The sequence below is a fragment of the Shewanella sp. A22 genome, assembly GCF_053850585.1.
The window spans coordinates 1-26206 of sequence record NZ_JBSQBN010000063.1; the positions used below are offsets into that span (position 1 = coordinate 1).

The 26206-nt window shown below is 40.0% G+C and carries 22 protein-coding genes; 14 read left to right on the forward strand and 8 right to left on the reverse strand.

Annotation, left to right across the window (positions count from 1 at the left end):
* On the reverse strand, positions 1-130 hold a 130-nt coding region (locus ACWXWT_RS12385), incomplete at its 3' end, for a helix-turn-helix domain-containing protein (protein ID WP_456041905.1).
* 736 nt (positions 131-866) lie between these two features.
* Between ACWXWT_RS12385 and ACWXWT_RS12390 the strand changes: the two genes are divergently transcribed.
* The 3 genes from ACWXWT_RS12390 to ACWXWT_RS12400 are packed head-to-tail and all read left to right on the forward strand — an operon-like array spanning position 867 to position 5783.
* Entirely contained in the window at positions 867-1892 is a 1026-nt protein-coding gene (locus ACWXWT_RS12390; protein WP_456041885.1) for an HlyD family secretion protein, read from the forward strand.
* Between the two features lie 15 nt (positions 1893-1907).
* Complete coding sequence (gene rbbA / locus ACWXWT_RS12395) at positions 1908-4655, forward strand: ribosome-associated ATPase/putative transporter RbbA (RefSeq protein WP_456041886.1); 2748 nt, start codon at positions 1908-1910, stop codon at positions 4653-4655.
* 3 nt (positions 4656-4658) lie between these two features.
* Complete coding sequence (locus ACWXWT_RS12400) at positions 4659-5783, forward strand: ABC transporter permease (RefSeq protein WP_456041887.1); 1125 nt, start codon at positions 4659-4661, stop codon at positions 5781-5783.
* A 93-nt stretch (positions 5784-5876) separates the two neighbouring features.
* On the opposite strand, the gene ACWXWT_RS12405 is transcribed toward ACWXWT_RS12400, so the two are convergent.
* Positions 5877-6107, reverse strand: a complete 231-nt coding sequence (locus tag ACWXWT_RS12405) for a hypothetical protein (protein WP_456041888.1) — start codon at positions 6105-6107, stop codon at positions 5877-5879.
* 357 nt (positions 6108-6464) lie between these two features.
* Here ACWXWT_RS12405 and ACWXWT_RS12410 point away from each other — a divergent pair, with 357 nt between their 5' ends.
* The gene (locus ACWXWT_RS12410; RefSeq protein ID WP_456041889.1) at positions 6465-6911 is read left to right on the forward strand and encodes an Hsp20 family protein; all 447 of its coding nucleotides are present in this window, start codon (positions 6465-6467) and stop codon (positions 6909-6911) included.
* A 399-nt stretch (positions 6912-7310) separates the two neighbouring features.
* Here the strand turns inward: ACWXWT_RS12410 and soxR are convergent, their stop codons facing one another.
* Positions 7311-7703: a redox-sensitive transcriptional activator SoxR gene (soxR, locus tag ACWXWT_RS12415; protein ID WP_456041906.1), complete on the reverse strand. Its 393-nt coding sequence runs from the start codon at positions 7701-7703 to the stop codon at positions 7311-7313.
* A 150-nt stretch (positions 7704-7853) separates the two neighbouring features.
* Here soxR and ACWXWT_RS12420 point away from each other — a divergent pair, with 150 nt between their 5' ends.
* Entirely contained in the window at positions 7854-8276 is a 423-nt protein-coding gene (locus ACWXWT_RS12420; RefSeq protein WP_456041890.1) for a VOC family protein, read from the forward strand.
* A 90-nt stretch (positions 8277-8366) separates the two neighbouring features.
* On the opposite strand, the gene pepE is transcribed toward ACWXWT_RS12420, so the two are convergent.
* Positions 8367-9074 (reverse strand): dipeptidase PepE, encoded by a 708-nt coding sequence (gene pepE, locus ACWXWT_RS12425; protein ID WP_456041891.1) that lies wholly within the window; start codon positions 9072-9074, stop codon positions 8367-8369.
* A gap of 268 nt (positions 9075-9342) precedes the next feature.
* Between pepE and htpX the strand changes: the two genes are divergently transcribed.
* Positions 9343-10206: a protease HtpX gene (htpX, locus tag ACWXWT_RS12430; RefSeq protein WP_456041892.1), complete on the forward strand. Its 864-nt coding sequence runs from the start codon at positions 9343-9345 to the stop codon at positions 10204-10206.
* A 433-nt stretch (positions 10207-10639) separates the two neighbouring features.
* Entirely contained in the window at positions 10640-13138 is a 2499-nt protein-coding gene (locus ACWXWT_RS12435; RefSeq protein WP_456041893.1) for a putative bifunctional diguanylate cyclase/phosphodiesterase, read from the forward strand.
* Between the two features lie 61 nt (positions 13139-13199).
* Here ACWXWT_RS12435 and ACWXWT_RS12440 read toward each other — a convergent pair whose 3' ends face one another.
* Positions 13200-13565, reverse strand: coding sequence for a hypothetical protein (locus ACWXWT_RS12440; RefSeq protein ID WP_456041894.1), 366 nt, complete (start codon positions 13563-13565; stop codon positions 13200-13202).
* 229 nt (positions 13566-13794) lie between these two features.
* On the reverse strand, positions 13795-14061 hold the full coding sequence (locus ACWXWT_RS12445; protein ID WP_456041895.1) for a hypothetical protein: 267 nt from the start codon (positions 14059-14061) through the stop codon (positions 13795-13797).
* 136 nt (positions 14062-14197) lie between these two features.
* Between ACWXWT_RS12445 and ACWXWT_RS12450 the strand changes: the two genes are divergently transcribed.
* The 4 genes from ACWXWT_RS12450 (at position 14198) to ACWXWT_RS12465 (ending at position 19289) form a co-directional block, all read left to right on the forward strand.
* Complete coding sequence (locus ACWXWT_RS12450; RefSeq protein ID WP_456041896.1) at positions 14198-15709, forward strand: ATP-binding protein; 1512 nt, start codon at positions 14198-14200, stop codon at positions 15707-15709.
* The gene (locus ACWXWT_RS12455) at positions 15702-16406 is read left to right on the forward strand and encodes a response regulator (RefSeq protein WP_456041897.1); all 705 of its coding nucleotides are present in this window, start codon (positions 15702-15704) and stop codon (positions 16404-16406) included. Before ACWXWT_RS12450 ends, ACWXWT_RS12455 begins: the two co-directional genes overlap by 8 nt.
* A gap of 1063 nt (positions 16407-17469) precedes the next feature.
* Positions 17470-18342, forward strand: coding sequence for a 6-carboxytetrahydropterin synthase (locus tag ACWXWT_RS12460; RefSeq protein WP_456041898.1), 873 nt, complete (start codon positions 17470-17472; stop codon positions 18340-18342).
* An 80-nt stretch (positions 18343-18422) separates the two neighbouring features.
* Positions 18423-19289, forward strand: coding sequence for a M23 family metallopeptidase (locus ACWXWT_RS12465; RefSeq protein ID WP_456041899.1), 867 nt, complete (start codon positions 18423-18425; stop codon positions 19287-19289).
* 67 nt (positions 19290-19356) lie between these two features.
* Here ACWXWT_RS12465 and ACWXWT_RS12470 read toward each other — a convergent pair whose 3' ends face one another.
* The gene (locus ACWXWT_RS12470; RefSeq protein ID WP_456041900.1) at positions 19357-21438 is read right to left on the reverse strand and encodes a S9 family peptidase; all 2082 of its coding nucleotides are present in this window, start codon (positions 21436-21438) and stop codon (positions 19357-19359) included.
* Positions 21439-21815: 377 nt separating this feature from the next.
* On the opposite strand from ACWXWT_RS12470, the gene ACWXWT_RS12475 reads away from it, so the two are divergent.
* Both ACWXWT_RS12475 and ACWXWT_RS12480 read left to right on the forward strand, forming a co-directional pair.
* Positions 21816-22217 carry a GFA family protein gene (locus tag ACWXWT_RS12475; RefSeq protein ID WP_456041901.1) on the forward strand — a complete coding sequence of 134 codons (402 nt, stop codon included), beginning with the start codon at positions 21816-21818 and terminating at the stop codon, positions 22215-22217.
* Between the two features lie 281 nt (positions 22218-22498).
* Positions 22499-23164 carry a DUF3047 domain-containing protein gene (locus ACWXWT_RS12480; RefSeq protein ID WP_456041902.1) on the forward strand — a complete coding sequence of 222 codons (666 nt, stop codon included), beginning with the start codon at positions 22499-22501 and terminating at the stop codon, positions 23162-23164.
* A 173-nt stretch (positions 23165-23337) separates the two neighbouring features.
* Here the strand turns inward: ACWXWT_RS12480 and cls are convergent, their stop codons facing one another.
* Positions 23338-24792 (reverse strand): cardiolipin synthase, encoded by a 1455-nt coding sequence (gene cls / locus ACWXWT_RS12485; RefSeq protein WP_456041903.1) that lies wholly within the window; start codon positions 24790-24792, stop codon positions 23338-23340.
* Positions 24793-25111: 319 nt separating this feature from the next.
* On the opposite strand from cls, the gene ACWXWT_RS12490 reads away from it, so the two are divergent.
* Complete coding sequence (locus ACWXWT_RS12490; RefSeq protein WP_456041904.1) at positions 25112-25915, forward strand: endonuclease/exonuclease/phosphatase family protein; 804 nt, start codon at positions 25112-25114, stop codon at positions 25913-25915.
* Positions 25916-26206: the final 291 nt, after the last annotated feature.

The window sequence follows — 26206 nt, forward strand, 5'->3', positions numbered from 1 at the left end:
TTTTACCTAAGCGAGGTTTGTCATCAAGACCTGCTAACCCTTGGTTTAAATAGTTAGATACCCAATCGTTGACACTACGGCGACTGACATTTAAGCGTCTGGCGACTTCTGAGCGGTTGTTAATTTGCAGGAAAGTCGCAACGCGAGTAAACGTATTTTTTTATTCGCATTTTTTTCTTGTTTGGAGAGGTTAAGTATTTCTTTATCAGTAAGAGAAGTCATACATAAAGATTGAATCGGTATAATATCACTTCCAAAAATGAGATCTTCATCTAAGTTTACGCCATAATTTTGTTAGAAAATCTAACGAATTTCTCGTTTTTATATGTGTACGGTTTATTGTTAACCATTGGCACTTTTCTTATAGCTACTTGCAAATCCTGCGAGTACAATAAAAATATATAGATAAGTGGTATCTGGATAAAGTTGTAAAGTGAGGTGTTTTTCCAATCTTGCACCGGATTAGTCTACAGTTCTGACCCGCTCTAGGTCGATAATAAACAACCTCCTCCACAGTATGTGTGCGACTTCTTTATGCCTAATTAAGCTTTCCAACAGGCCACTCAATCTTTAGATGGTTTGAATCTAAGCATGCTGAGACGATAGCAAATTTAATAAAGCTGAAGGGTAAAAGGACCATTACTCTGCAGTCGTTGATGCGATTGTTTTCCTGCTTTTTATATCAATTTCATTAACGCAGTGGCCCCTAGTGAGGGGTTCTTGCTTAAGACAGTGCCGTCTATTTTGTTCCTTCCATCATTTATGATGGTCAGATGCTGGAAGGGCTGAGTTTCTCCTCAGTGAGCAGATAGTTTTTGGAATGGGTATAACATATATGTTGTTAAAATAAGAAGGATTTTTAGACAATGAATAACACAGTTAAGCAAGCCCTATTTTGTGGTGTATTAATTATCATCATCGCTGGATGTTGGTGGGTATGGCAGTCTTTTCAAGTACCAGCATTACCCGCTGATTTTGCCTCTGGTAACGGCAGAATTGAAGCTGTAGAGGTTGATATATCAACAAAAATTGCCGGCCGAGTTGATAGTATTCTAGCTGAGGAAGGTGACCTTATCCAACCTAAACAGGTTGTTGCCAAAATTAACACTGATCAGCTGCGTGCACAACTTTTGGGTGCCGAAGCGAATGTTGCCAGTGCCGAAAGTCAAGTTGCATCAGCTAAGGCTTCCATAGATCAGGCTAAGGCTGAGCTTATTTTAGCTGAAAAAGAGATGTCTCGAGCTAGGCAATTAGTAAAAGAAAACCACATAAGTAAAGAAACCTATGATACTCGTGTCAGTCAGGTTGCCGTTGCCAAAGCAGCCTTAGAGGCTGCTAAAGCTGGCCTTGTGTATAGAGAAAGGATGGTTGATGCCCTAAAAGCCAGTACGACAGAAATTCAAACTCAAATCGACGATTGCGTTCTCAAATCACCTGTTATTGGTAGAGTTATTTATCGACTTGCCGAACCCGGAGAAGTCCTAGGGAGTGGTGGTAAAGTGCTAACGGTAGTGAACCTTGCCGATGTGTATATGGAAGTCTTTTTACCGTCAGCCCAGGCTAATAATATTGCCATCGGTGCTGAGGCTCGAATTAAACTGGATATCTTGGATTTCGCTATTCCAGCATCTGTCAGTTTTGTGTCACCCGAATCTCAATTTACACCTAAACAAGTTGAAACACTAAGTGAACGCGAAAAGCTTATGTTTCGCGTCAAGGTGCGTATCCCACAAGATTTAGTTCAGAGCCATATCGATGATGTAAAGACAGGGGTTCGTGGGGTTGCTTACATTCGTTTGACAACAAAATCCGGTGAAAAACCGACTCCGTGGCCAGACTTTCTTCAGAAATTACCACCGGAAGCAGAACCCGTCTCAGTCAATAATAACTAATGTGGGTGCCGTACCATGGACCAACAAGATTATCCTATCGTCTGCATTAAGGGTGTTACGCATACCTATAAGAAAGTGAATGCTATTGAAGATGTGTCACTGACCATTCCTTCAGGAATGATGGTTGGCCTGCTTGGTCCCGATGGTGTTGGTAAGTCGACGCTGCTAGCCCTTATTTCGGGGGTTCGTAAGTTGCAGCATGGCAGTCTTGAGGTACTCGGAGGTGACATGGCTTCAGCACGTCATCGCTCTGAGGTTGGTCCTAGGATTGCTTATATGCCTCAAGGTTTGGGTAAGAACCTTTATAGCGAGTTGAGTGTTGCCGAAAACTTAGACTTCTTTGGCAAGTTATTTGGTCAGGGATCTTCTGAGCGGAAAACGCGTATCGATCGCTTGACTAAAGCAACGGGACTCAATGCTTTTCTATCTAGGCCTGCAGGTAAGTTATCTGGAGGCATGAAACAAAAGCTCGGGCTTTGCTGTTCGCTTATTCATGATCCTGATCTGTTGATATTAGATGAACCAACGACGGGTGTAGATCCCTTATCTAGGCGTCAATTTTGGCAATTAATTAAAGCAATCCGTGATGAAAGGCCAAGCATGAGCGTGATTGTCTCCACGGCTTACATGGACGAAGCTGAAGGTTTTGACTGGTTGGTTGCAATGGATGCCGGACATGTTCTCGACACAGGTACACCAGCCGAATTAAAACTCAAAAACCACTCCCAAAATATAGAAAAAACCTTTGTCCGGCTTCTTCCTGAAGATAAACGGGGGAGTGGTCAAGATCTTGTTATCCCACCGTTTAACAAAACGGATGCATCACCGGCTATTATCGCCAAGGGGTTAACACGACGTTTTGGTGATTTTACTGCTGTTAGCAATGTAAGTTTCGAAATTCAGGCCGGTGAAATCTTTGGTTTTCTCGGTTCTAACGGGTGTGGTAAGACAACCACGATGAAAATGCTGACAGGTCTTTTACCTGCATCTGAAGGTCAGGCTTTATTATTTGGAAAACCTGTAGATGCGAACGATCTGGAAATGCGTAAGCGTGTCGGATTTATGTCACAAGCTTTTTCGTTGTATGGCGAATTAACGGTTTTACAGAATTTAACTTTGCATGCCCGTTTGTTTCATCTTTCCCCATCAAAGACAACAGAACGAATAAACACTTTAGTTGACCGTTTTGGTCTGCGCAAACAAATGGATGAGCTTGCTTCATCGTTACCTCTTGGTATTCGTCAGCGTCTTTCACTTGCTGTAGCGGTTATTCATGAACCCGAAATGCTTATTCTTGATGAACCGACTTCAGGTGTGGACCCTGTTGCTCGTGACGAGTTTTGGGAGTTACTCGTTGAGTTGTCACGTAGAGATAAAGTGACCATATTTATCTCTACTCACTTTATGAATGAGGCTTTGCGTTGTGATCGCATTTCACTGATGCACGCTGGTGAAGTACTTATTTATGATGAACCTCAACATTTAGTAGAAGCCAAAGGTGCAACCTCGCTCGAAGAAGCATTCATCAGTTACCTGGAAGAAGCGATTGGAACAACTACAGAAGAACCTACTTCTATCCAAGCTGGAGGATCATCAGCGTTAACAGCTTCACAGCCAACAAAAGCAAAGCGACATGGTTTTAGTTTATCTCGGTTGTCGGCATACAGTTATCTTGAAATGATGGCGGTAATGCGTGACAAGATTCGTTTGGCGTTTGCTTTTTTTGGCAGTGTAATTTTACTGATTGTTATTGCCTATGGTATATCGTTAGATATCGAGAACCTTACTTTTGCGGTGCTAGATTTTGACCAAACACCTGAGAGTCGTCTGTATATAAGTACCTTTCAAGGATCACATTATTTTATCGAAAGACCAGCGTTACAAAGCAAGGATGAACTGGAAAGACGTCTTCAGTCTAATGATATAACCCTAGCAATAGAAATTCCTGCGGGTTTTGGCCGTGATTTAAAAAAGGGCGAGACGCCGAGCATTTCTGCATGGATTGATGGCGCTAATACGACTAGAGCCGGCACAATAGAAGGATATGTAACAGGCGGTTATATTCGCTATCTTACACAATTAGCGACTGATGCTGGTATTGATGCAAGTGCTTTGTATAAAGTCGATCTCCAGTCACGTTATCGTTATAACCCCTCTTTTGAGAGTATTTATTCCATTGGGCCTAAAACGCCTGCTTTGCTGTTGCTTTTTTTCCCTGCCATTTTGATGGCCGTCAGTATTTCGCGTGAAAAAGAGGTCGGCACGATCACTAATTTTTTTGTTACGCCAACCAATAAATTTGAATACCTCATTGGTAAGCAAATCCCATATATCGGCATTGGTATGATTAACTTTTTTATTTTGACTTTCTTGGTGGTGTTTTTATTACAAGTACCTTTGAAGGGCAGTCTACTAGGGCTCACCGTAGGCGCATTTTTTTACGTGTGCGCTTCAACAGGTATTGGTCTAGTTGTTTCTGCACTGACCAAAACTCAGGTCACCGCCGTTTTTGCCACCACGATCGTGTCGCTTTTGCCAACAGCACTTTTCTCTGGATTGGTTCAGCCAACATCAACCTTAGAAGGTGGTGGATATATTATCGGTATGGTGTGGCCTGCGACTTATTATATGCATTTGAGTGTTGCTGCATTTACTAAAGGATTGAGTTTCTTTTCCCTAACAGGCGACCTAATGATGCTATCGATTTACGGTCCAATCTTTGTCGTGTTAGCTGCAGTATGTTTGAAAAAACAGGAGGCTTAATTGATGAAAACTTGGAGCAATATCTTCTGGCTCGGCACTAAAGAATTGCGCAGCGTTCTAGGTGACGTTGTTATGGTCGTGCTTATTATTTTCTTGTTCAGCGCCCAGATTTATTCGCGGTCAACAGCCATTAGTGAGTCGGTTAATAATGCGTCTATTGCCATAGTTGATGAAGACCATTCAAGGCTTTCTCGTAACATTGCCAACGCTTTCTATCCGCCTTACTTTAATTTAGCTGAACAAATTTCTGCAACCGAGATTGACGAAGTAATGGACCAAGATCGGTTTATGTTTGTGGTGTCTATTCCACCAAGGTTTGAAGCTGATGTTCGTGATGGACGTTTACCCAGTGTGCAAATTGATGTTGATGCTACTGCGGTGACTCAAGCGAGCCTAGGGAATAGCTATATTCAAAGTATTATCACCAAGGAAGTGAACTTTTTTGCTAATCGCTCCAATGAAACGACAATCTATCCTGTCACTTTAGTTCAGCGAAGGGCGTTTAACCCTAATGGCACAATGACATGGTTTAGCTCAATTGGCGCACTACTCGATAATGTAACCTTGCTGGCAATAATACTGACTGGCGCAGCATTACTGCGTGAACGTGAGCATGGCACTATTGAGCACTTACTTGTTATGCCATTGACTTCATTTCAAATTATTATGTCTAAGGTATGGGCTAATGGGCTTATTGTTTTGGTTGCATTTTCATTGTCGCTGTTCTTCATGGTCGAAACCTTGTTAGATGTACCCATTGCGGGGTCCCGGTGGCTATTACTTGGCGGGACGACCCTCTACTTGTTCGCAGCCGCAGCAATCGGTATCTTTCTTGGTACTATTGCCCGTACTATGGCGCAGTTCGCACTGCTTTTGATGATTGTAATCATACCCATGATGCTACTCTCGGGGGGGATCACTCCGATAGAAAGCCAACCTGATATCATTCAACCTTTTACATGGATTTTTCCATCGCGTCACTTCATGGCATTTTCTCAGGCTGTTGTGTTTCGCGGTGCGGATTTCAGTATTGTGTGGCCAGAGTTACTTAATATTATCGGTTTAGGGGCAATCTTTTTTGCTTCCAGTCTGGCTCTTTTTCGTCGTTCAATTGCAGTGAGTAAGTAGTGTCAGTAGATACTCTTCACGAGTTAAATGACTAACTGAGTTTTCAAACGATAAAGCCACCAAGACGGTGGCTTTATCGTGTTGGCCATTTGATTATGCGTTATTAATTTTTTGTTTTAAGTCATAAGCTTCTTCGGTAACAACACGTTCGAGTACTTCAATTCGTTGGCGCAGGGATGCGATTTCATCATGCAGTGCTTTATTGTTTGTGGCTTGTTCTGTGGTCGCACGTGTTTGGCGTTCTCTAAGCTTCATTATACTCACGATAAAGCTGCCTAAAATGGCCAGAATAGGGATTAGTAATGCCATTGTTGCAGGGTTCATAATGTGTCCTTACTTATCTTTATTTATTGCCGATTATTGTGACGGATTTAATTCAAATTACCAGTGACAAAAGTCATTAGTGCCAGTGGAAAACAAATGTTTTAATTAATCTAGCAAAAAAATAAACCTAATGACTTATTTATTTTTTATTACTTGTCAGCAAATATTTATCATATTTACTTGATATCTAGCCGGTGGTCCATATATCTAATTTTGTAGCAGGAATGATTAACGAAATGCTCGATTGAGGTTTCAGTAAACTTGCTAACACAGTGCCGAAAGGGCTGTGAAATTAATATGCCACTCACATTGAGAGTGATTATTTTTTTACATATTGCTTTAGACAAGGGTATGAACATGCGAAATTTTAACCTATCTCCAGATTTAACACCTCTTTACCGCAGTGCAATTGGCTTTGACCGATTAGCACAATTGGCAGAACATGCCGCGGCGAATAATGCTAATAGTGGTTATCCACCTTACAATATTGAGCTTTTGGGTGAGAATCGTTATCGGATAACGATGGCCGTAGCCGGTTTTTCAATGTCAGAATTAGACATTATGAGCGAAGGCGAAAAACTGTTAGTTAAAGGCAATAAAACAGCCAAGAATGACGCTCGCAAGTATCTACATCAAGGTATCGCAGAGCGTGGCTTTGAGCGGACCTTCCAGCTAGCAGATTATGTCCGTGTTGTTGGTGCAGAATTAGATCACGGTTTGCTCAATATTGATTTAGTACGTGAAATCCCAGAAGCCATGAAACCTCGTAAAATTGATATCACTGCAACCAATACGCTTAGTTAGGCTGTTATTGTTAGGGTCTGTTGATCTTTGCAGGTTAAATTTTGTTCGAGATAAAAACGTTTTAATCGAGGCGAGCGGATTGCTGCCTAGCAATCTAAGCTAAATTCGCTCAACAAAGAGTAAAACGTTTTTAGCCGAACCCTTCGGGCAGCGTTTGTTGGTCATTTTTACTGCGTTATCGACTTTTTATGTAGAATAACTACACCACAAAGTCTCTGCCTTGTACAAATGACCAACAATTCGCTGCAAAAACAACCTTGAAAGGTCAACAGGCCCTAGGTTTATAAACTTAGCGGCTTAAGTGTTAATGATCATTTAAGCCGTGTTTCCAGTCCGTTATTTTATCTCCCCTATTTACGCTTTTAGAGGTCGCCTAGTTTCTTTTGAAACTAGGTTTTTTTATGTTTTATTTAACAGTACCGGACCGGGGCCCTGTTCTTCAAGAATATCATCGGGATTGTACAGTGGGCAGTTTTGCATGGATAAACAACCACAACCGATGCAGCCTTCGAGTGAGTCTTTCAATTTTTGCATCTTGGCAATCCGCAGTGTCAGCGTCTGTTTCCATTGGTTAGATAAATTTATCCAATCTTGTTTAGTGGCAGTTCTTCCATTTGGCAGGCTGGCAAAGGCCAAGTGTATCTCATCGAGAGAAATGCCTAATTGTTGAGCTGCTTTGATGAGTGAAATCCGGCGAATGACTTCTCGTGAGTAGCGTCGCTGATTTCCTTGATTTCGCCAACTGCTTATTAGGCCTTTTTGTTCATAAAAATGAATTGCCGAAACATTCATGCCACAACGTTTTGCCACTTGGCCCACACTCAATTCTGTATTTATTGACACTGTTCTCCTCCAAATTTTACATTCTGGCAAAAATAACGCTTTACCTCAAGTTAACTTGAGGTATTAAGATGTATCGCATCAATAATAAGGAGATAGAATATGCGCTTAGAACATTTAAATTTAGTTGTGAACGATCTAGATGAATCATTAGTTTTTTATAAAGCGGCATTTCCTCATTGGCGGGTACGTGGAGGGGGCGAGTCTGTTTGGCATGGTACACCACGAAAATGGCTTCACTTTGGCGACGATTATCATTATTTATCGCTAAATGATTCCGGTACGGGTGATATGCGTGATATTAAAAGTAATGCATTGGGTTTGGCACATTTCGCTTACGTTGTAGATAATATTGAGGCTTTGGTTGTGCGCTTAGCATTGGTTGGTTTTGACGTTGCCATTATGGGGGCTGAAAATCTTGCTTATAAAAGTCGTTATTTTATCGACCCAAATGGATTTGAAGTGGAGTTTGTCGAATATTTAACCGACATCCCGAGTGAGAGAAATCAATACGATAGTGAATAACGAATGCACATAAACCCGTTGAATTCATTCGCTAAATCTAACGGGTTTATTTGTGATAATTCATTTCATTATGGGAGGAGCATAATACTATTATAGGTAGTCTGACAAATCGCTGTTAACGGCAATTTCTACTTCTTGTTGTTTTCCAAGGAATAAGTAAGCCGCTTGATCGCCAAGTAGTTGCAGTGTCTCGCCTTGACGCCATAGAGCACTGCCTTCTTGGATTGCAATAACCGGGGTTAATGGATCTACCATCGTAAACTCTAATAAACGTTGTGCACGAGTTTCACCGTTATGACCCGGCATTTGGTAATTGGTGTAATGTGGATTCAATTGAAATGGTAAAATACCTAATGCAGTAAATGATGGTGGTTCGACAATTGGCATATCATTAGTGGTTCGGATACTGGCACCAGTAATGTTTGATCCTGCACTCCATCCTACATATGGCATACCATTTTCAATTTGTTCACGTAGTAAATGCACTAAGTCGTAACGATATAACTCGTTAAGCAGTTGAAACGTATTGCCACCGCCAACCAAAATACCTGCAGCATCTTGAACCGCTTGTTTAGGATCTGAAAATTGATGAATACTGCCAATCGAAATTGGCAAGGCTTCTAGTGCAGCTTGTACTTTAACTAAATATTCATCGTAACTCACACTAACTCCTGCATAGGGAATAAACAGCCATTGTTGCCCTGGCAGTGTTAATGGACGGATAAGTTCAATCGTGTGGCTTAAATAAGCCGAGTTTCCGACACGAGAAGCACTCAACATTAATGCATTAATGCTCATAAAAAAATCCTTTTGTTGTTTGTTTTTTGATAGTTTATCAAAGATTTATCATTGTCGACACAGAGTTTGCTTGTGAGGGTTATTTTCAGTTTCAATTAATCATCCTTCCCTAGACTCTGCTCGCTTAATTCTTAAGAGTTTGTTTTATTAATCGATGAGACAGTCATAAATATTTTTTAATATAACTAAACTTGAATTCTTAATTTATGGACATATTATGTCTATAGTGATAATCGAAAATCGGCAATTTTGCCATACAGGAGCTTAAATGAAGCGTATATTTTTGTTGATAGCAACCAACTTTGCCATATTACTGGTTGCCTCAATTGTAATGTCTATTCTTGGGGTGAACACCTCAACAATGGGTGGACTGTTAGTATTTGCTGCCATTTTTGGTTTTGGTGGTTCATTTATCAGTTTAGCCATTTCAAAATGGATGGCCAAAAAAACTATGGGGTGTGAAGTTATTACGCATCCACGTGACCATACCGAACGTTGGTTAGTTGAAACCGTTGCTCGTCTAGCTGAAAAGTCGGCGATTAACATGCCAGAAGTGGCAATTTATCAATCTCCTGAAATGAACGCATTTGCTACCGGACCAAGTAAAAACAATGCATTAGTGGCTGTGAGTTCTGGTTTACTTTATGGCATGACACAAGATGAAATTGAAGGTGTTCTTGCCCATGAAGTGAGCCACGTAGCAAATGGTGACATGGTGACGTTAACGTTAATCCAAGGTGTAGTGAATACCTTTGTTATTTTTGCTGCTCGTGTTGTTGCTGGCATTATTAACAATTTTGTTGCAAGCAGTGATGAAGAAGGCGAAGGTTTAGGCATGTTTGCTTATATGGCGGTAGTATTTGTGCTTGATATGTTATTTGGTATTTTAGCATCAATAATAGTCGCTTACTTTTCACGTATTCGTGAGTTTAAAGCTGATGAAGGCGCCGCACGTTTAGCTGGCAAAAGCAAAATGATTGCTGCATTAGAGCGTTTACGCCAAGGCCCTGAGTCTGGCGCTATGCCTGCGCAAATGTCTGCCTTTGGTATTAACGGCAAGCGTTCAATGGCAGAACTGATGATGAGTCATCCTCCTTTGGAAAAACGCATCGCGGCATTAAAGAACCATTAATACTCGGTATATTCATTTTTAAATGTGAATGTTAAAGGAGCCTTAGTGCTCCTTTATTTTTGGGTGTTTAGTGAATATTAATCGCTAATCGGGTTATTTTTGTGATCAAACCTTAATGGTTAACAAAAATGCAATTTAAACAATTGTTTAGCGCGTGACGATGTGGCAATGTTGTAAAATAAACAGCCAATAAACGACAAAACTGATGATAGTAAGCTTATGAATAGCACCGGCTTAATGTCATTCTTGCCATAAATCCAATTTTTATAAGTTAGTTTGTTTTTATCTGTAAGTGAGGTTGGCCAGTCATATAAATCGTGGGGTGTATCACATTTGATTGTTTAATCACGGTCAATAAGATAGGTTCTGATATAATTTATGTCGTCGTTTAGTTCTTGCTACATCAACATGATTTTATAAACAGGAAGGTGATATGCTGAAAACAGCTATTTCTCAAGCTCATTTAAGAGAATGGCAGCTAGAAATAAATGATATTTCTGCCGAGTGTCGCCTTGCTATCACGTTTTACCAAATTAATACTGGAAACAGTATTGAAGCTATATGCATTAGTCACAACATTGATGAACAAACCAAACTTAAACATGAAACGAGCCTGTTGCGCTATGTTAATGTAACAGACACTTCCATTGAACAAATCGTCGATCAAAATACTTCTATTTATCATCAATTTTTTCGTTCGCCTCAAAGCCACCTTATTGGAATGTTAAGCTTTAGCACCACAGGTGTTGAGCCATCTCAAAAGGGCGAGTTTCAGCCTTTGTCGGCAATTCAAACCCGCATTGCAAACATGCTAACTCGTGCCATTCGTTCTAACATCAATAATTTATCTATTGGCTCGCATGGTTCTGACTCAGTGTTATTAGATGTTAATTTACAATCTTTTATTGATGCTTTTGATGAACATATTTGGGTTAAGGACATTAATGGGCGATATGTGGCATGTAATAAGAGTGTTGAACTCTCTTGGCAAAAATCGAAAGATCAAATTATCGGTAAAGCCGATATTGACCTTTTTGATCAACGTACCGTAGAGGAGTTTATTGCAGGGGATGAACTTGCTTTTAATGCCGGCTCGGCGATTGTCGTTTCTGAGCACGAAGAAGAAGATATCCATTTTAATAAAGTGTGGCTTGAAACAATCAAATCGCCCATTCGCAATGCCCAAGGGCAGTTAAGCGGTGTTCTGGGAATGACTCGTAATATTGCTAAACATAAAGAAGCAGAAGAACAGTTAATTCTAGCTGCCAATGTGTTCCAAAATGCGGTCGAAGGCGTTGTTATTACTGACTGTGATGGAAATATTACTGAGATTAATCAGGCATTTATTGATATTACTGGATACAGTCGTGAAGAGGTATTGGGTCAAAACCCAAGAATGCTGAGTTCAGGGCGACATCCTAAAAACTTCTTTGAACGTATGTGGAATACTTTACTTGTTCAAGGTAAGTGGCATGGTGAGATTTGGAATCGTCGTAAACACGGAGACATTTTTCCGCAAGCGATAACGATTAGTGCTGTGTTCAATAAACATAATATCATTCAGTACTATGTGGCTGTATTTGCCGATATTTCAGTGCAAAAGCAAAATGAAGAAAAATTGAAAAATCTTGCTTACTTTGATCCACTGACCCAACTGCCAAATAGAATGCAGTTTATGTCGTTACTTGAACAAGGCGTTAATCAAGCCCATCGCACGAAAAATCACTTGGCAATTTTATTTTTAGACATTGATTTTTTCAAACACATTAATGACAGTTTAGGTCATGTAATTGGTGATGAAATATTAGTCGAACTTGCTAAACGTTTGTCTTATGTGTTATCCGATTTTGATGTGCTGGCTCGATTAAGTGGTGATGAGTTTTCAGTGATGTTACCCAGCCTCATGGGGTCTGATTCCGTGACATCGTCAGTTAACCGTATTCGAAGTGTATTTGAACAACCATTTCTTCTCGATAAGTCTCAATCTGTCCGACTGACTGCCAGTATGGGAGTGGCAATCTTTCCTGATGATGGTGATGATCACGATAGCTTATTACGTAATGCGGATGCCGCGATGCATCGGGCTAAGTTAGATGGGCGTAATAATTATGCTTTTTATACTGAGTCTATGACCCAAAAGGCTGTCCAGCAATTAAAGTTACAAACCGCATTGCATCAAGCCCTTGCAAACCAAGATTTTTATTTAGTTTATCAACCTCAATTAACACTGTCTGATTTAACCCCCTGCGGGTTTGAAGCGTTAATTCGTTGGCATGATCCTGTTTTTGGGCATATATCACCTGGAGACTTTATTCCTTTAGCGGAGAAAATTGGTCTAATTTGGGATATTGGTTTATGGGTATTGAAAACGGCTTGTTTACAAGGTGTTGAATGGCTAACCCAAGGTAAAACCTTTGAGCGTATTTCCGTAAATGTTGCTAGTTTACAGCTGCAACGCAATGACTTTGTTGATAAAGTTCGCTCAACGTTATTAGAAACAGGGTTGCCCGCTAGGTATTTAGAATTAGAAGTGACGGAATCTTGTATGATGAACGACCCTGATGCCATTATTCGTGACTTGAAATTACTTGGGGCGATGGGGATTTCATTAAGTATTGACGACTTTGGTACAGGCTATTCGTCACTCAATTATCTTAAAAAATTACCGATTGATAAGTTGAAAATTGACCAGTCATTTGTTCGTGATATTCCTCGAGACCCTAACAATACCGCCATTGCCAAAGCCGTTATTGTATTGGGACATGCACTGAATTTACAGATTATTGCTGAAGGTGTGGAAACGGTCGAACAAGCTAATTTTTTACGAATGAATGGTTGCGACTTGGCACAAGGATACTTGTACAGTAAGCCACGTTTACCAGCAGAGTTAAGCGAGTTTTTACCTTTGGCTTGCGATAAAGAGAAAATGTAAATAAAAATGAAAAGCAGCCTATAATCTTGGCTGCTTGTTATCACAATCATCAATTGAGTACTTAAGCGTAGGTATCGACTTGAATGGATGTTGAGCCGTTATTGGTGGTCTCGTTATTATCACCGTTATAAATATTGCTTAATGCTTCGTAAAAGATATTGCCAATATCTTCATCAGACAAACCTTCTGTCATCGGTTGTAACTCATCTAGCATCGATTTTAATGAGTCTTGTTGTTCTTCAGATAGTGATGCCAACATTTCAGTTGTTAACTCTTGCTGTTCATCGGTTAATGTTGAAACCGCATCCTCTAAGCCTGGCGGAGTGCTGCCAGGAGGTGGCGGTGGCGGGCCATCTGGGCGAGGAGGTTTTTGAGTACTTTCTGTTGATGACATTTGCATCATGGTGTTTCCACTGCTCACTTGCATGTTGTCTCCTTAGTATTTCACTTTACGTCTTGATGGAGGTGAGTAATAGTATGCTGTTAAGCCTTGTCACTTTATCTATGCTGCCCGAAGGGGTAGGCTAAAAACGTTTTACTCTTTGTTGAGCATCTTCTCGACGTGATAGTTGCTTAGATTGCTAGGCACTAATCCAATCGCCTCGATTAACATATTTTATCTCGAACAAAATTCAACCAGCAAAGATTAATAGGCCTTAGTCGTGTTGTTTTTTCGGTCTCTGTTTCATGTCATCAGGGGCATTAGTTGGTACTGCAACTAATTCTTCATCCATCAAGATGCAAGTCGCTTCTATGGTGTCACCATGAGGTGATTCAAAACTAACTTGATCGTTTTCGGCGCTGTTAGCGCATGCTTCAATTGCTTCTTTAGGAGGCTTACCACCATGGGGATTAGCATAAACCGCTGCTGATGCGAATAAACTAAGGGTAAGTATACTAATACTAATTGGGTTAAGGGTCATGGAAACTCTCCGATATTAGGGAACGATTTACAATATAACCTAACAATGTGGAGTAATTGTGCAGAATCAAAGGAGATTATGATCAGATATTAGATGCGACTAGTTTGTCACTATATAGCTGGTTATACTGTATTTTATGCAAATATCTCAAAAATTATTTTTAGCCTTTGTCGGCCTTACCAGTATTGTTCTTATCGCTACGTTATCGTTAGCGAGGTGGAGTTTTGATCAAGGTTTTTTAGATTATATTAATGGTTTAGAGCAAGAGCGTTTACAACATTTATCCGATGACTTATTGACCCTTTATAACTCGAAGAGTTTGTCAAAAATAGAACCGTTGGCAACAACGGAGCAGCAATCAACACTTGTGTGGCAATCGATTAGTTCAAAAACATTGGCACAAATCATTATGCTTAATTCGCCATTTCCAAGACGAAAACTGCCAGAGGGCGGAGCAAACCGGTTTCCACCGCCAAAGGGTGATAATCGCCCTCCAAATAGACCTGAAGTTCGTATGGGTCCTCCTAGACAATTGCCACAGTTTGACAGACAACATTCTGGACCACCAACAGGATTATATTCAGCAGAACAACAGTTTATTGCAGGTATCGATATTGATTATACCCATGATCGTATTAGCTTACCTCTAGTTGTGGATGACCGTATTGTGGGTTATCTATACAGTAAACCTATTCGAGAAGCGCAATCATCATCTGCCACGGCATTTTCTCAGCAGCAACGTTGGACCAGTGTAGGCATTGGTTTATTGTGCTTATTGCTTGCTAGCGCAATAGCTTGGTGGTTGTCGCGTTTTTTACTGATTCCGGTTAAACAAGTTATGTTGGGCGTGTCGTATTTATCCAAGGGTAATTATGATGAACGTTTATTACCACAGCGAACAGATGAATTGGGTCTATTAATGGCTAATATTGATCACCTCGCCATGACATTATCGAAAAACCGCAGTGCTAAAAATCGCTGGTTAGCAGATATATCACACGAACTGCGCACGCCGTTAAGCATTTTGTGTGGGGAAATTGATGCGATTAAAGCAGGTATAAGAACATTGAATCACACTCAACTGGCGTCAATTGAGCAGGAAGTGCTGCGTATGAAACGCTTAGTCGACGATTTGTATGAGCTCTCTTTGTCAGATGTTGGTGGTTTGCGTTATCACTTCCAGTCAGTGAACATTAGTGAATCATTACAAAGTTGCTTAACAAGTGTTACTGCCAGTGCGCAAGATAAAGGATTGACGTTACAAAGTCAGATCCCGCAAACATTATATTTATCTGCTGATATTCTTCGATTAGAACAGTTATTTATTAATTTGTTGATGAATGCCATGGCTTATACTGACAGCCCTGGCGTGATAGATGTGCAATTAATGCAACAAGCAAACCGTATCATGCTAACTATCAATGACAGTAAACCCAGTGCCAGCGATGAAGAGTGTGAACATTTGTTTGAACCTTTATATCGACAAGATAGCGCCCGAACTCGTCGTGGGAGTGGGGCAGGCCTTGGCTTGACTATTTGTAAGAATATTGTCGAAGCTCATGATGGCACCATTAAGGCCAGTCCATCATCAATGGGTGGACTGTGTATTGAAGTACAATTACCTATGCATGGGAGTGACCATGAGTGAACATGTTCATCAACAACCATTAACCATATTAGTGGTAGAAGACGAGCCTAAAATTGCCCAGATTTTAGTCGATTTTTTAACCCTTGAAGGCTTTAATACTGTGGTTCAACACGATGGCCGTGATGTGATTGAAACAATTAAGTCTCAAAAAATTGATTTTGCTATCTTGGATCTTATGCTGCCTTATAAAGATGGCTTAACTATTTGTCGTGAATTAAGACAGTTTTCAATGCTGCCAGTCCTAATGTTAACGGCAAGAGTTGATGAAATAGACCGTTTAATGGGCTTAGAGCTTGGGGCTGATGATTATGTTTGTAAGCCATTCTCGGCAAGAGAGGTAGTCGCTCGAGTGAAAACAATTTTACGGCGAGTTGAAAATACTCAAGGTAATCAAAGTGAACAAACTATTCGTTATAAACACCTACAAATAAATATTGAACGTTTCAAATGTCATGTTGATCAGCAAGACGTTGAATTAACCCCAGTTGAGTTCAGGTTACTGCATACCTTATTAAAAAGGCCTGGCGTCGTGCATTCTCGGGATAGCTTGATGCAGGTTTGTTATGTTGATGATCGTATTGTTAGTTCACGTACCATTGATAGCCATGTGAAAAATCTCCGTCATAAATTATCCCAAGCGAGTCAACAGAAAGAACTAGTACATTCAATTTATGGTGTGGGCTACAAGGTTGAATAAAATGATTTAAGTGTACCGTTACAGTATTTATTTAACGCCTCATGGTTTGTCGAGACTTCGTGACAGATAACTCCTTTAAATCTGCACAGTTTTTGCGTATTTGATTGTTAATATCATTATACGCAATGACTTTTAGCAGAATAAACAAGGAGTAATATAATGACGTCACTAATATTATTTTTACTACTGTGTTGCCAGATTATTTTTACTATTGCCTTAATAGTGATGTTTATTGGCGGGTATCAAGAACCGTCATAGTTTGTTCGCAAGAGCAATCTTCATCCCAAGAGTTTAGGGCGTAAATACCTAACCCTTCCCTTAAATGAGCGATAAAGATAATGATTCTTTTGTAGTCGCTGTCTTTTTGTAAATTAAAATTTTATTTACATTGTGGTCTATTGAAGCAACATGATTGATTTATACCAATCCTATTAAATATGTGATCTTTCAGCGGGAGTTCAAAGTGCTGTAGGCAAGGCAGATGATTGAAGCGAATAGTGATCCTCGGTAACAAGCTCCTGCGTTACTCTACCTCCAAGCATCTGACCGCCATGGATGGTGGTAATGTCTTATTTTTTATGGAAAAAAATAGACCATGCCGTCGTATTTTGAAAGTATCTAACGAAGCATAAAGGACTTTGAACCCCGCCAGAATGGAGTCTCTCAGATATTCCACTTCTGTGTTACATCGATTTAAAAGGGAACAACCATTTCTACATCAATGTGCCTTGAATTGAAAAAACTGAGGGACTCTGAACTGACCAGATATTTAATGAGATTGGTATTATTACATTTATCTATGATGTTCGCTCGCTCAAAGCTTAGCTTTTGTTTAGAATGTGTTTGATATCATTATGCTGCCAAAGCAGTGTTATCATTAAATATGCCGACAATCATGGTTATTGATTTATAGCAAATAGGCCGTAGCTAAGGGCTTATGACTATTAGACTAACAGTTGATAGTCGGTTAAATATTGATCGCGTAAGATAGACTTTCCATTAGCATGCGCTATTCGGAATACATTTATACTGAGGTGGACTGTTTTTCTGCCTAGGAGCATTAATGCAACTGTTTGTAAAAGATTTAACTGTTATCGATTTTTCTTATCTTTGTCCTATTCGAGGCATGGTGGGTGAAAGCTGGATTGTTGACGTATTATTAGATGGTGGCTTAGATGAGCAAAATATGGTGCTCGATTTTGCTAAAGTCAAACGTACTATAAAAAATACCATCGATGATGTTGCCGATCATCGTTTATTAATCCCTACCGCTTGTAGTGAAGTGCGCTGGCAGCAAAAGGGTGACCGTGTATGGATGGACTTTAGCAGCCAAAAAGGTGATATACATTTAGCGTGCCCGTCACAAGCATTTGCACTGATTCCTACAGAAGCCATTGACTATGAAAGCGTGAATGATTTTTTGAAAAAGGCCTTACGTGAAGTGTTACCCGAAAATGTTCAAGGCATCAGCTTAACGTTACGTTGCGAAGAGCTCGATACCCCGTTTTATCATTACAGCCACGGATTACGTAAACATGACGGTAATTGTCAGCGTATTGCTCATGGTCATCGTAGTCCTGTCACGATATTTGAAAATGGTATTGCAGAACCTAAATGGGACCAGTATTGGGCCGATCGCTGGAATGATATTTATCTTGGTACTGAAGAAGATCTCGTGTCTGTTAAAACATTGCAATTGTCTAAGCAAACTAAAATTAACGACGAAACTCATTTTGGCTTTTACTATGTAGCCCCCCAGGGTGACTTCCAATTAGCAATGCCTAAACATTGTTGTGATTTAATTCCCCATGATACGACCGTTGAGTTGTTAGCGGAATATATGGCGAAGACATTAGCAAGTAAAGAGCCTCAAAGTCATTTTAAAGTTATTGCTTATGAAGGTATTGGCAAAGGGGCCATTGCGGTAAGAGGTTAATCACGTATTATTAATGGGCTGCCTTAAGGTGGCCTTTTTTTATATTTTTTGTCGTTATTAACAAGGAATGCGTTTCAATTATGTTATTAAACAATACGCTTTTAAAATCAATCTCAACAGCGGCAATGCTGGTGGTCAGTTTATGCGGTCTAAATGCAAGCGCGGTCGCTTCAGTGACATTTCAAGGTCAGTTTGAACAAGGGGCTTTAGTGCGCGGCGCAGTACCTGCGGGCAGTAAAGTTTTACTCAATGGTCAACCGGTAAAAGTGACCCCTAATGGGCAATTTGCAATTGGATTTGATCGGGACGCAAAACCAGAGCAAGAATTTAAAGTGATATACCCAGACGGACTCACAGAAATTAAGCCGTTAAAAATAGCGGCAAGACAATACAAAATCGATAGGGTAAACGGCATAAGCAAAAAAATTATGAAACCCGATCCGGTCGCCCAAGCAAGGGCTGCGAAAGATGCTAAACAAACTCGAACCGCCCGAGGTTTGTTTAGCGAGCAACAGGCATTTATGCAAGCGTTTATTTGGCCTGTAACCGGCAGAATTTCAGGTGTTTATGGCAGTCTACGTGTTTATAACGATGTGCCCGGAAATCCTCATTTTGGTGTTGATGTTGCGCGTCCAACGGGTACTGTAGTGGTTGCTCCTGCTGATGGGGTTATTACCTTAGCTGAACCCGATATGTTTTATTCGGGTGGCACTGTCATTATCGATCACGGCTACGGAGTTAACTCAACGTTTTTGCATTTAAGTAAACTGTATTTAAAAGTCGGGGACAAAGTGGCACAGGGTGATAAAGTTGCTGAAATTGGCGCAACAGGGCGTGTTACTGGACCGCACCTAGATTGGCGCTTAAACTGGTTTCAAATGCGTCTTGATCCAGTATCAATAGTGCCATCAATGGCGAGCGTATTAGCGGCTGAAAAAGTTAAGTAAAAATATTGAGTTATAAACATAAAGGGATGCTAATTAGCATCCCTTTATTATTTTAAAATGCAGTTTGTTATGGATGTTGTTCAAACCACCATAAGATATGGGCAACTTTGCTCATTAAGTTGCTTGGTCTTTTATAGATGCCATGGAAAGAGTCGGGGATCCTCACCATTGCTGTGTCAATATTTCGTAATTTCAACGCTTGATAAAATTGCTCGGTTTCAGCTATTGGTGTCCTCAGATCGGCTTCACCAGTTAATAGCATTGTCGGCGTTGTCACATTTCCAACGTAACTCAATGGGGAGAGTTTCATGTAATGTGCAGTGTCTTCCCAAGGCATTTTTTCAAACCAATTCTTAATAACAAATGAATGTATATCTGTTGTTAGTGTAAAGCTAACCCAATTAATGACAGGCTTGGCGACCACAGCAGCTTTAAAACGATCAGTGTGTCCAACTATCCATGCCGTCAGCACACCTCCGCCAGAGCCTCCTGTTACATACAATTCATCATGATTGATAGGTTCTTGTGCAATTACTGCATCAACAACTGACATCAAATCATCGTAATCTTGGCTGGGATAATTATTATAAATAGTTTGGGCAAACTCTTTACCATAACTGTCACTGCCTCTTGGATTGGCATAAACCACAACATAACCACTGGCTGCCATTAATTGTATTTCAGCGGCGAAATGAGGACCATAATTGGCAACCGGGCCACCATGAATTTCAAGAATGAGTGGATATTTTTCCCCTGCTTTTTTAGCTTGTTCAAAACCAGGTGGATAAGCCACCCAGGCTTGTATGTTCCTTTGGTCAAATGACGATTTAACGTTAATTGCTTTAATGTTAGCTAATGTCTTATGGCCCAGAGCATCTTCATTTAGGGCTGTGAGTACTGTGGTTTTATTGTTTTTTGTTATGGCTACATCTGCAGGGCGTTGCGGTGTTGAGTAAGTAAAAGCAATGCTACCATCATTGGCAACATCAAAGTCGCTTCCTGTGTACGGTCGACCAAATGCCAAACCACCAAGGTTTTTAGCGACAATGACTCGTTTACCATTTAAAGGTTGTTTGGCGACATAGGTTTCTCCCTTGTCGTTATAGCTCATGTAAATATGTTGGCTATTATTATCCCATTTTATGTCATTTACTGAGCGGTCTAAATCTGCTGTTAAGGTACGTTTATTGGAACCATCAAGTTTCATGACATACAGCTCAGTGTTTTCGTAATTTTTATTATTTTGATCTGACCCTAGATAAGCAATTAATTTTCCATCTGGTGATACTTTTGCGGTGGTGTCGGGCCCAGTTCTATCTGTTAATTGGTTAACGTGTAATGTGCTGACATTGATACTGAATACATTGGTGTCAGTCCATTCAAGATCGCTGTCATCACGATTATTCGTTGAGTAAATAATCTGTTGTCCATCTTTACTCCAACTTAAGTTGCTGGTGTGATCTTGTTGATCAAAACTTAATTGACGCGGTGCACCGCCATCAGCAGACATGACAAAGATGTGATGCTTGCCTGGTTTATTTACCCCCATGCCATCCGTACGATAGTACATATTATCGACGTAAATTGCAGGTTCAGCCCACTTAGCCTTTTCAGGCTTACCTGGAAGCGTGACTACCGACTTGGGTTTAGTGGGTACAAACAAGGTGAAAGCCAGTTGAGTACCGTCAGGAGACCAGCTCAGGTTATTGGGTGTTTGAGCTAGATGACTAATTTGTGATGATTTACCCGTATTTAGCCAGTTCATGTGTACTTGGGCAGTTCCACTCGCTGTTGATATATAAGCTAGCTTAGTATTGTCAGGTGACAATGTTGGCGAATACTCAACATTGAGGCCATCGGTAACTGGAGTCAGTTGCTTTTTATGATTAACTTTCCATATATTACTCAGTTTTTTGTCGCTATTGATGTCCATGTAATTACGAACAAAAAAGACTTGTTTGCCATCGTTACTCATGTTGATGCCAGATGAATATTCTAAGGAAAATACATCTTCAAGCTTTAATAATGTATTGTCTTGTTGTGTTTGATCGACTTGATTCTTATTGGCATTATTAATTTTTGCAGCACCAGCTGTTGTAACAGTGAGGCTTGTCGCGATTAGAATACCTATGCGGATGTATGTTTTCATTTTATTCCTATAAGCATAAATTCAGCATGAAGATGAAATAATTATGAAATTAACATAAGGTGAGTAAATTACGAACTATTGAAAATCGGTATTTATAATTGAAGTTACTTAGGTATGTTGAACATCATGAATCAATACCATCGGTAACCTGCGGTGCCTATGACAAACGTAAAAATATCATGATAAATGCCTGACATAATTATTAACAAAAAAATGAAATATCGTTGTTGTTACTTTATCAATTACAGCTTTGTTGTGTCTTATTATGTTAGTACTCATTAGTATGAATCAGACTAGTGGTTTTCAACCTTCTGTTGAGTTAACGTTTTATTCAATATGACAAAATGTTTGCATTGATATTGCAAAGGAATTTAGCCATGATAAAGCGAGTTGGAAATACTGACATTCAACAGAAACATAAAGCGACATGTCATTGTGGTACCGTTGAGCTTGAACTCACCTTGCCAAATGGCATCGAAAATCCACGACGTTGTGATTGTTCAATTTGTCGTAGAAAAAGGGCGATTGTTGGTTCTGTAAAATTAGACGGGATCCGCGTGGTAAAAGGTCAAGACGCGTTAAAGCTTTATCAATTTAACACCAACACTGCGAAACATTATTTCTGTTCTCATTGTGGTATTTATACTCATCATCAACGACGCTCAAACCCAACTGAATATGGTTATAACATTGCTTGTTTACAAGATGTTAATCCATTTTATTTAGGTGATGTGGTTACTGGCGACGGAATTAATCATCCCGCTGATAGGACTGTTTAATAGCAAATACACATCAATAATACGTCCGGACATCACAATAATCATTTTTAATAATAGCTGTCATCATTATGACGTTCATACTTGTCTTTAGCAGAATTTATAATGGTTATAGCACATAAAAGAAATGGACTAATGGTGTAGAGATATACTGGCTAGAATCACTCAAGAAAAGTAAAAATAGAGAAGCCAACTAATGTTAGGTCTTTTTCCAACGTGTTGATCCTGCCTTGTATTAGGTAAAGCTAATTCCCCCTCAATATCCGACGTAATAGGTGGATGGAATGTTTCGATTGATTATTTTACTTTTTAGTTTCACGGTTTGTTTTCCCGTGACAGCGACTATCAATGTTACCTCATTGAATGAGAAGGCTATTGATAGTTGGAAACCGAAAATATTTTATGGTGAATCGATATATAACATAGGCGAATATAAAGGACGTTTGGCGTTAAAAGCACTCAGCCATAATGCCGCATCAGGGTTAGTGTTAAAACAGCAAATCGACCTTAGTGTCACGCCCTACCTAAACTGGAGTTGGTTAATTGAAAAGACGCTGCCGCAGTTAAACGAGCGTAGTAAAGCTGGTGATGACTTTGTGGCTCGAATTTACGTGGTTATTGATGGTGGGTTTCTGGTATGGAATACCACATCATTAAACTATGTTTGGTCGAGTAATCAAGATAGTGGCTTGGTTTGGGATAATGCATTTGCTGGATCAAGTGTCAAAATGATGTCTGTCCGCGGACAGGAAGCGCAAAAGGGTCAATGGTACCAAGAAAAACGCAATGTATACCAAGACTTAATTGAAGTATTTGGCGACAAAGGCAGTGAAAAAGCCAACCGTAAAGCCTATCAATATATCGATATTGTAGCGATTATGACCGACACCGATAACAGTGGTAAACAAGCTGAATCTTATTATGGTGACATAATTTTCAGTACAAAGTAGCCATATTAAATTAGAGGCTCAGTATTAGTTTAAAGAGATTTAGATACAGGTGCTTATCATGGCTAACAACCTAAAGTAGACTTTTTTATCAAGCAATTGCTTGTGATAGTTTGTTCTCTTAGCTGAATCCGACTGTGAGTATTGGATAATGGGTAACCATATTAATTTGATCATTAAAGCAGTGGGCTGAATAAGTAAAAAAACTGCTCAACTAATCGTTTAAATAACGGCCTTTTACGCCACTCACGAGCATCCATTTTTATAGAATTAGCCATATACTGATGTTGAACTTCGCTAAGTGACTGCGTAAATTCTAAATTTTCAACAGAAAGAGTGACTTCAAAATTGAGCCACAAACTGCGCATATCAAGATTAACCGTGCCGATCAGGCTATGGTGTTGATCAATAACCACTGACTTTGTATGCAGTAAACCGCCACGAAAGCGATGAATATTGACCCCCGCGTTAAGTAACTCACCAAAGAAAGATCTACTGGCCCATTCCACCATCATGGAGTCGTTTTTGTCTGGAATGATTAAATTGACTTCCACACTACGCATAGATGCTGCAGTCAATGCAAATAGTAGATTCTCACTAGGAACAAAATAAGGGCTGGTGATGGTGATACTGTGTTTTGCTTGATAAATACTGAGTAATAAAACCTGTTGGATCATATCTTCTGGCATACCTGGGCCAGACGGAATAACTTGAACCATGTCAGATGGTTTATCTTCATGGGGATAGCATTTTGGGGGGGCGGGTAGCATTCTTTGGTCAGTTTCGGCCTCCCAATCCCATGCCAGTATACAATTAAGTACAGGCACACTAGAGCCCGTAATTCTGACCATGACATCAATCCACTCACCCACACCGGCGTCTTGATTAAAAAATTTAGGATCGACGAGGTTCATTGAACCTGTATAACCTATTTGATTGTCTATCACGACAATTTTACGGTGAAGCCGGAGATCTAGGCGACGAAAGAACATACGTAAGGGTGAAACAGAGAGTGCAGATACCAAGTTTATGCCCGCTTTTCGCATTTTTTTTGGCCATTTACTGTTAAAAAAGCGTCGACTTCCAGCTGCATCTAATAATATTCTTACTGCCACATTACGTTGAGCCGCCTCAATAAGTGCTTGGGCAACTTGATCGGCAAGCCCGCCCGGATACCAAATATAAAATTCTATATGAATTGAGGTCTGAGCATGTTGTATGTCTTCGATTAAGGTGGTTAAAATCGTTTCGGCAGATGACTTTAGAGTAAGCTGATTGTTGGATAATGTGGGGATCCCGAGACGTTTCTCGCATAAATGGCTTATGGTGATAGCGTAATCGCTTAAATTGTGAGGACGGTATTGCTGAGTTGTGAAAAGTCGACTAAACCATTTTCGATAGGGGGCGTACATTTCTTTGGCTCTAACGGCGCGTTTTTTACCAAGGTTCATTTCGCCTACAAAAAAATAAAGGATAATTCCTAAGATGGGGACGACATAAATAAGCATCATCCAAGCTAAAGAAACCCCAATTGAACGTCGTTTATAGACAATACGAGTGGTGATACCAGCAATGATCAGCCAATAAGCTAACACGCTGATTAACGTTAATATTTTATAAAGCTCAACCATAGTTAGTCAGTGCATCAATTATGTAGAAAAACATGCACTTATCATATCAGGTTTTCAATCGCTATTGTCTACTCTCATCCGTCTGTACGGCTGGGTATATGAAACAGTTTGTTTTATTATAAAGACTCTGGTGTTAATCAATCTGACGTTAATGAAATCAATGTTAACCAAATGTCAGCAACACGATTAGATGGCACAGCTAAGGTCATAGAGGTATTTATTTATCGGAATTTTTCGCTCAAAGCCAACATCAAGCTTACTACCAAGGCATAAGCTGCTCGGGCTTGCTCTGTGGGGAAGTCTTGTTATTGTTATATTGTTGATAACAACCGTTGTCGTTGTGCCGCAATTTGTGCGTTTAGCCACTGAACCCCAAGTGATTAATAATGAACATGAGTTGTTTGCAGCTCAATGTGTTACTGCTATACCAAAGGCTAAATTGGATAAGGCTGGGCAGCTGGCTGTCGTGAGCTGGAATGTCTATAAACAGCAAAATACTGGCTGGAAAACACTATTAAGTCAGCTAGCCAAGCAACATCAACTATTATTGTTGCAAGAAGTTAAGTTATCGGAAGAATTTCAGTTGTGGCGTCAACACCATCACCAACAATTGGCGATGGTGCAAGCATTTAGTCAAGATAATATCCCCCTTGGCGTGATGAGCTTATCTCAGGTTGCTGCGACGGAAAGTTGCGGTTATTTAACCGATGAACCTTTCATACAGTTTCCCAAATCGAGTTTGTTAAGTTACTTCCCGTTGTCGAATGGTGAAACTCTGCTGGTGGCTAACCTGCACAGTATTAATTTTGAGTATACTTTAGAGCGTTACTCAGAGCAGTTACAGCAAATACTACCGGCGTTAAATGCTCATAAAGGACCGATAATTTTTGGTGGTGATTTAAACACATGGCGTCAAGCAAGATTGACTATGATGGACCAGATAACAAATAAATTAGGGTTAAAAGCGGTGATCCCAGACGATGACAAACGCACAACGGTGATGGGCTTTGCAATTGATCATCTTTATTACCGTGGACTGACCTTAGAGTCTGCACAGGTTATTACCACTCAAAGTTCTGACCATTATCCTTTGTTGGCACAATTTAGATTAAGCAAAAGTTAGTGCTGGATGTTTCATGTTATACCCGTTCCATTAATTATCTACTCTCGCCCAATAACCAAATAATTAAAGGCATTGGTGTAAATACGACAAGAATATAATTTCATTATACTCTTGTCGATTATTCTATTATTAATCAATTTTTTGGATATAAATTTGTTGTGGTGTAATACCAATCCTATTAAATATGTGATCTTTCAGCGGGAGTTCAAAGAGCTGTAGGCAAGGCAGATGATTGAAGCGAATAGTGATCCTCGGTAACAAGCTCCTGCGTTACTCTACCTCCAGTATCTG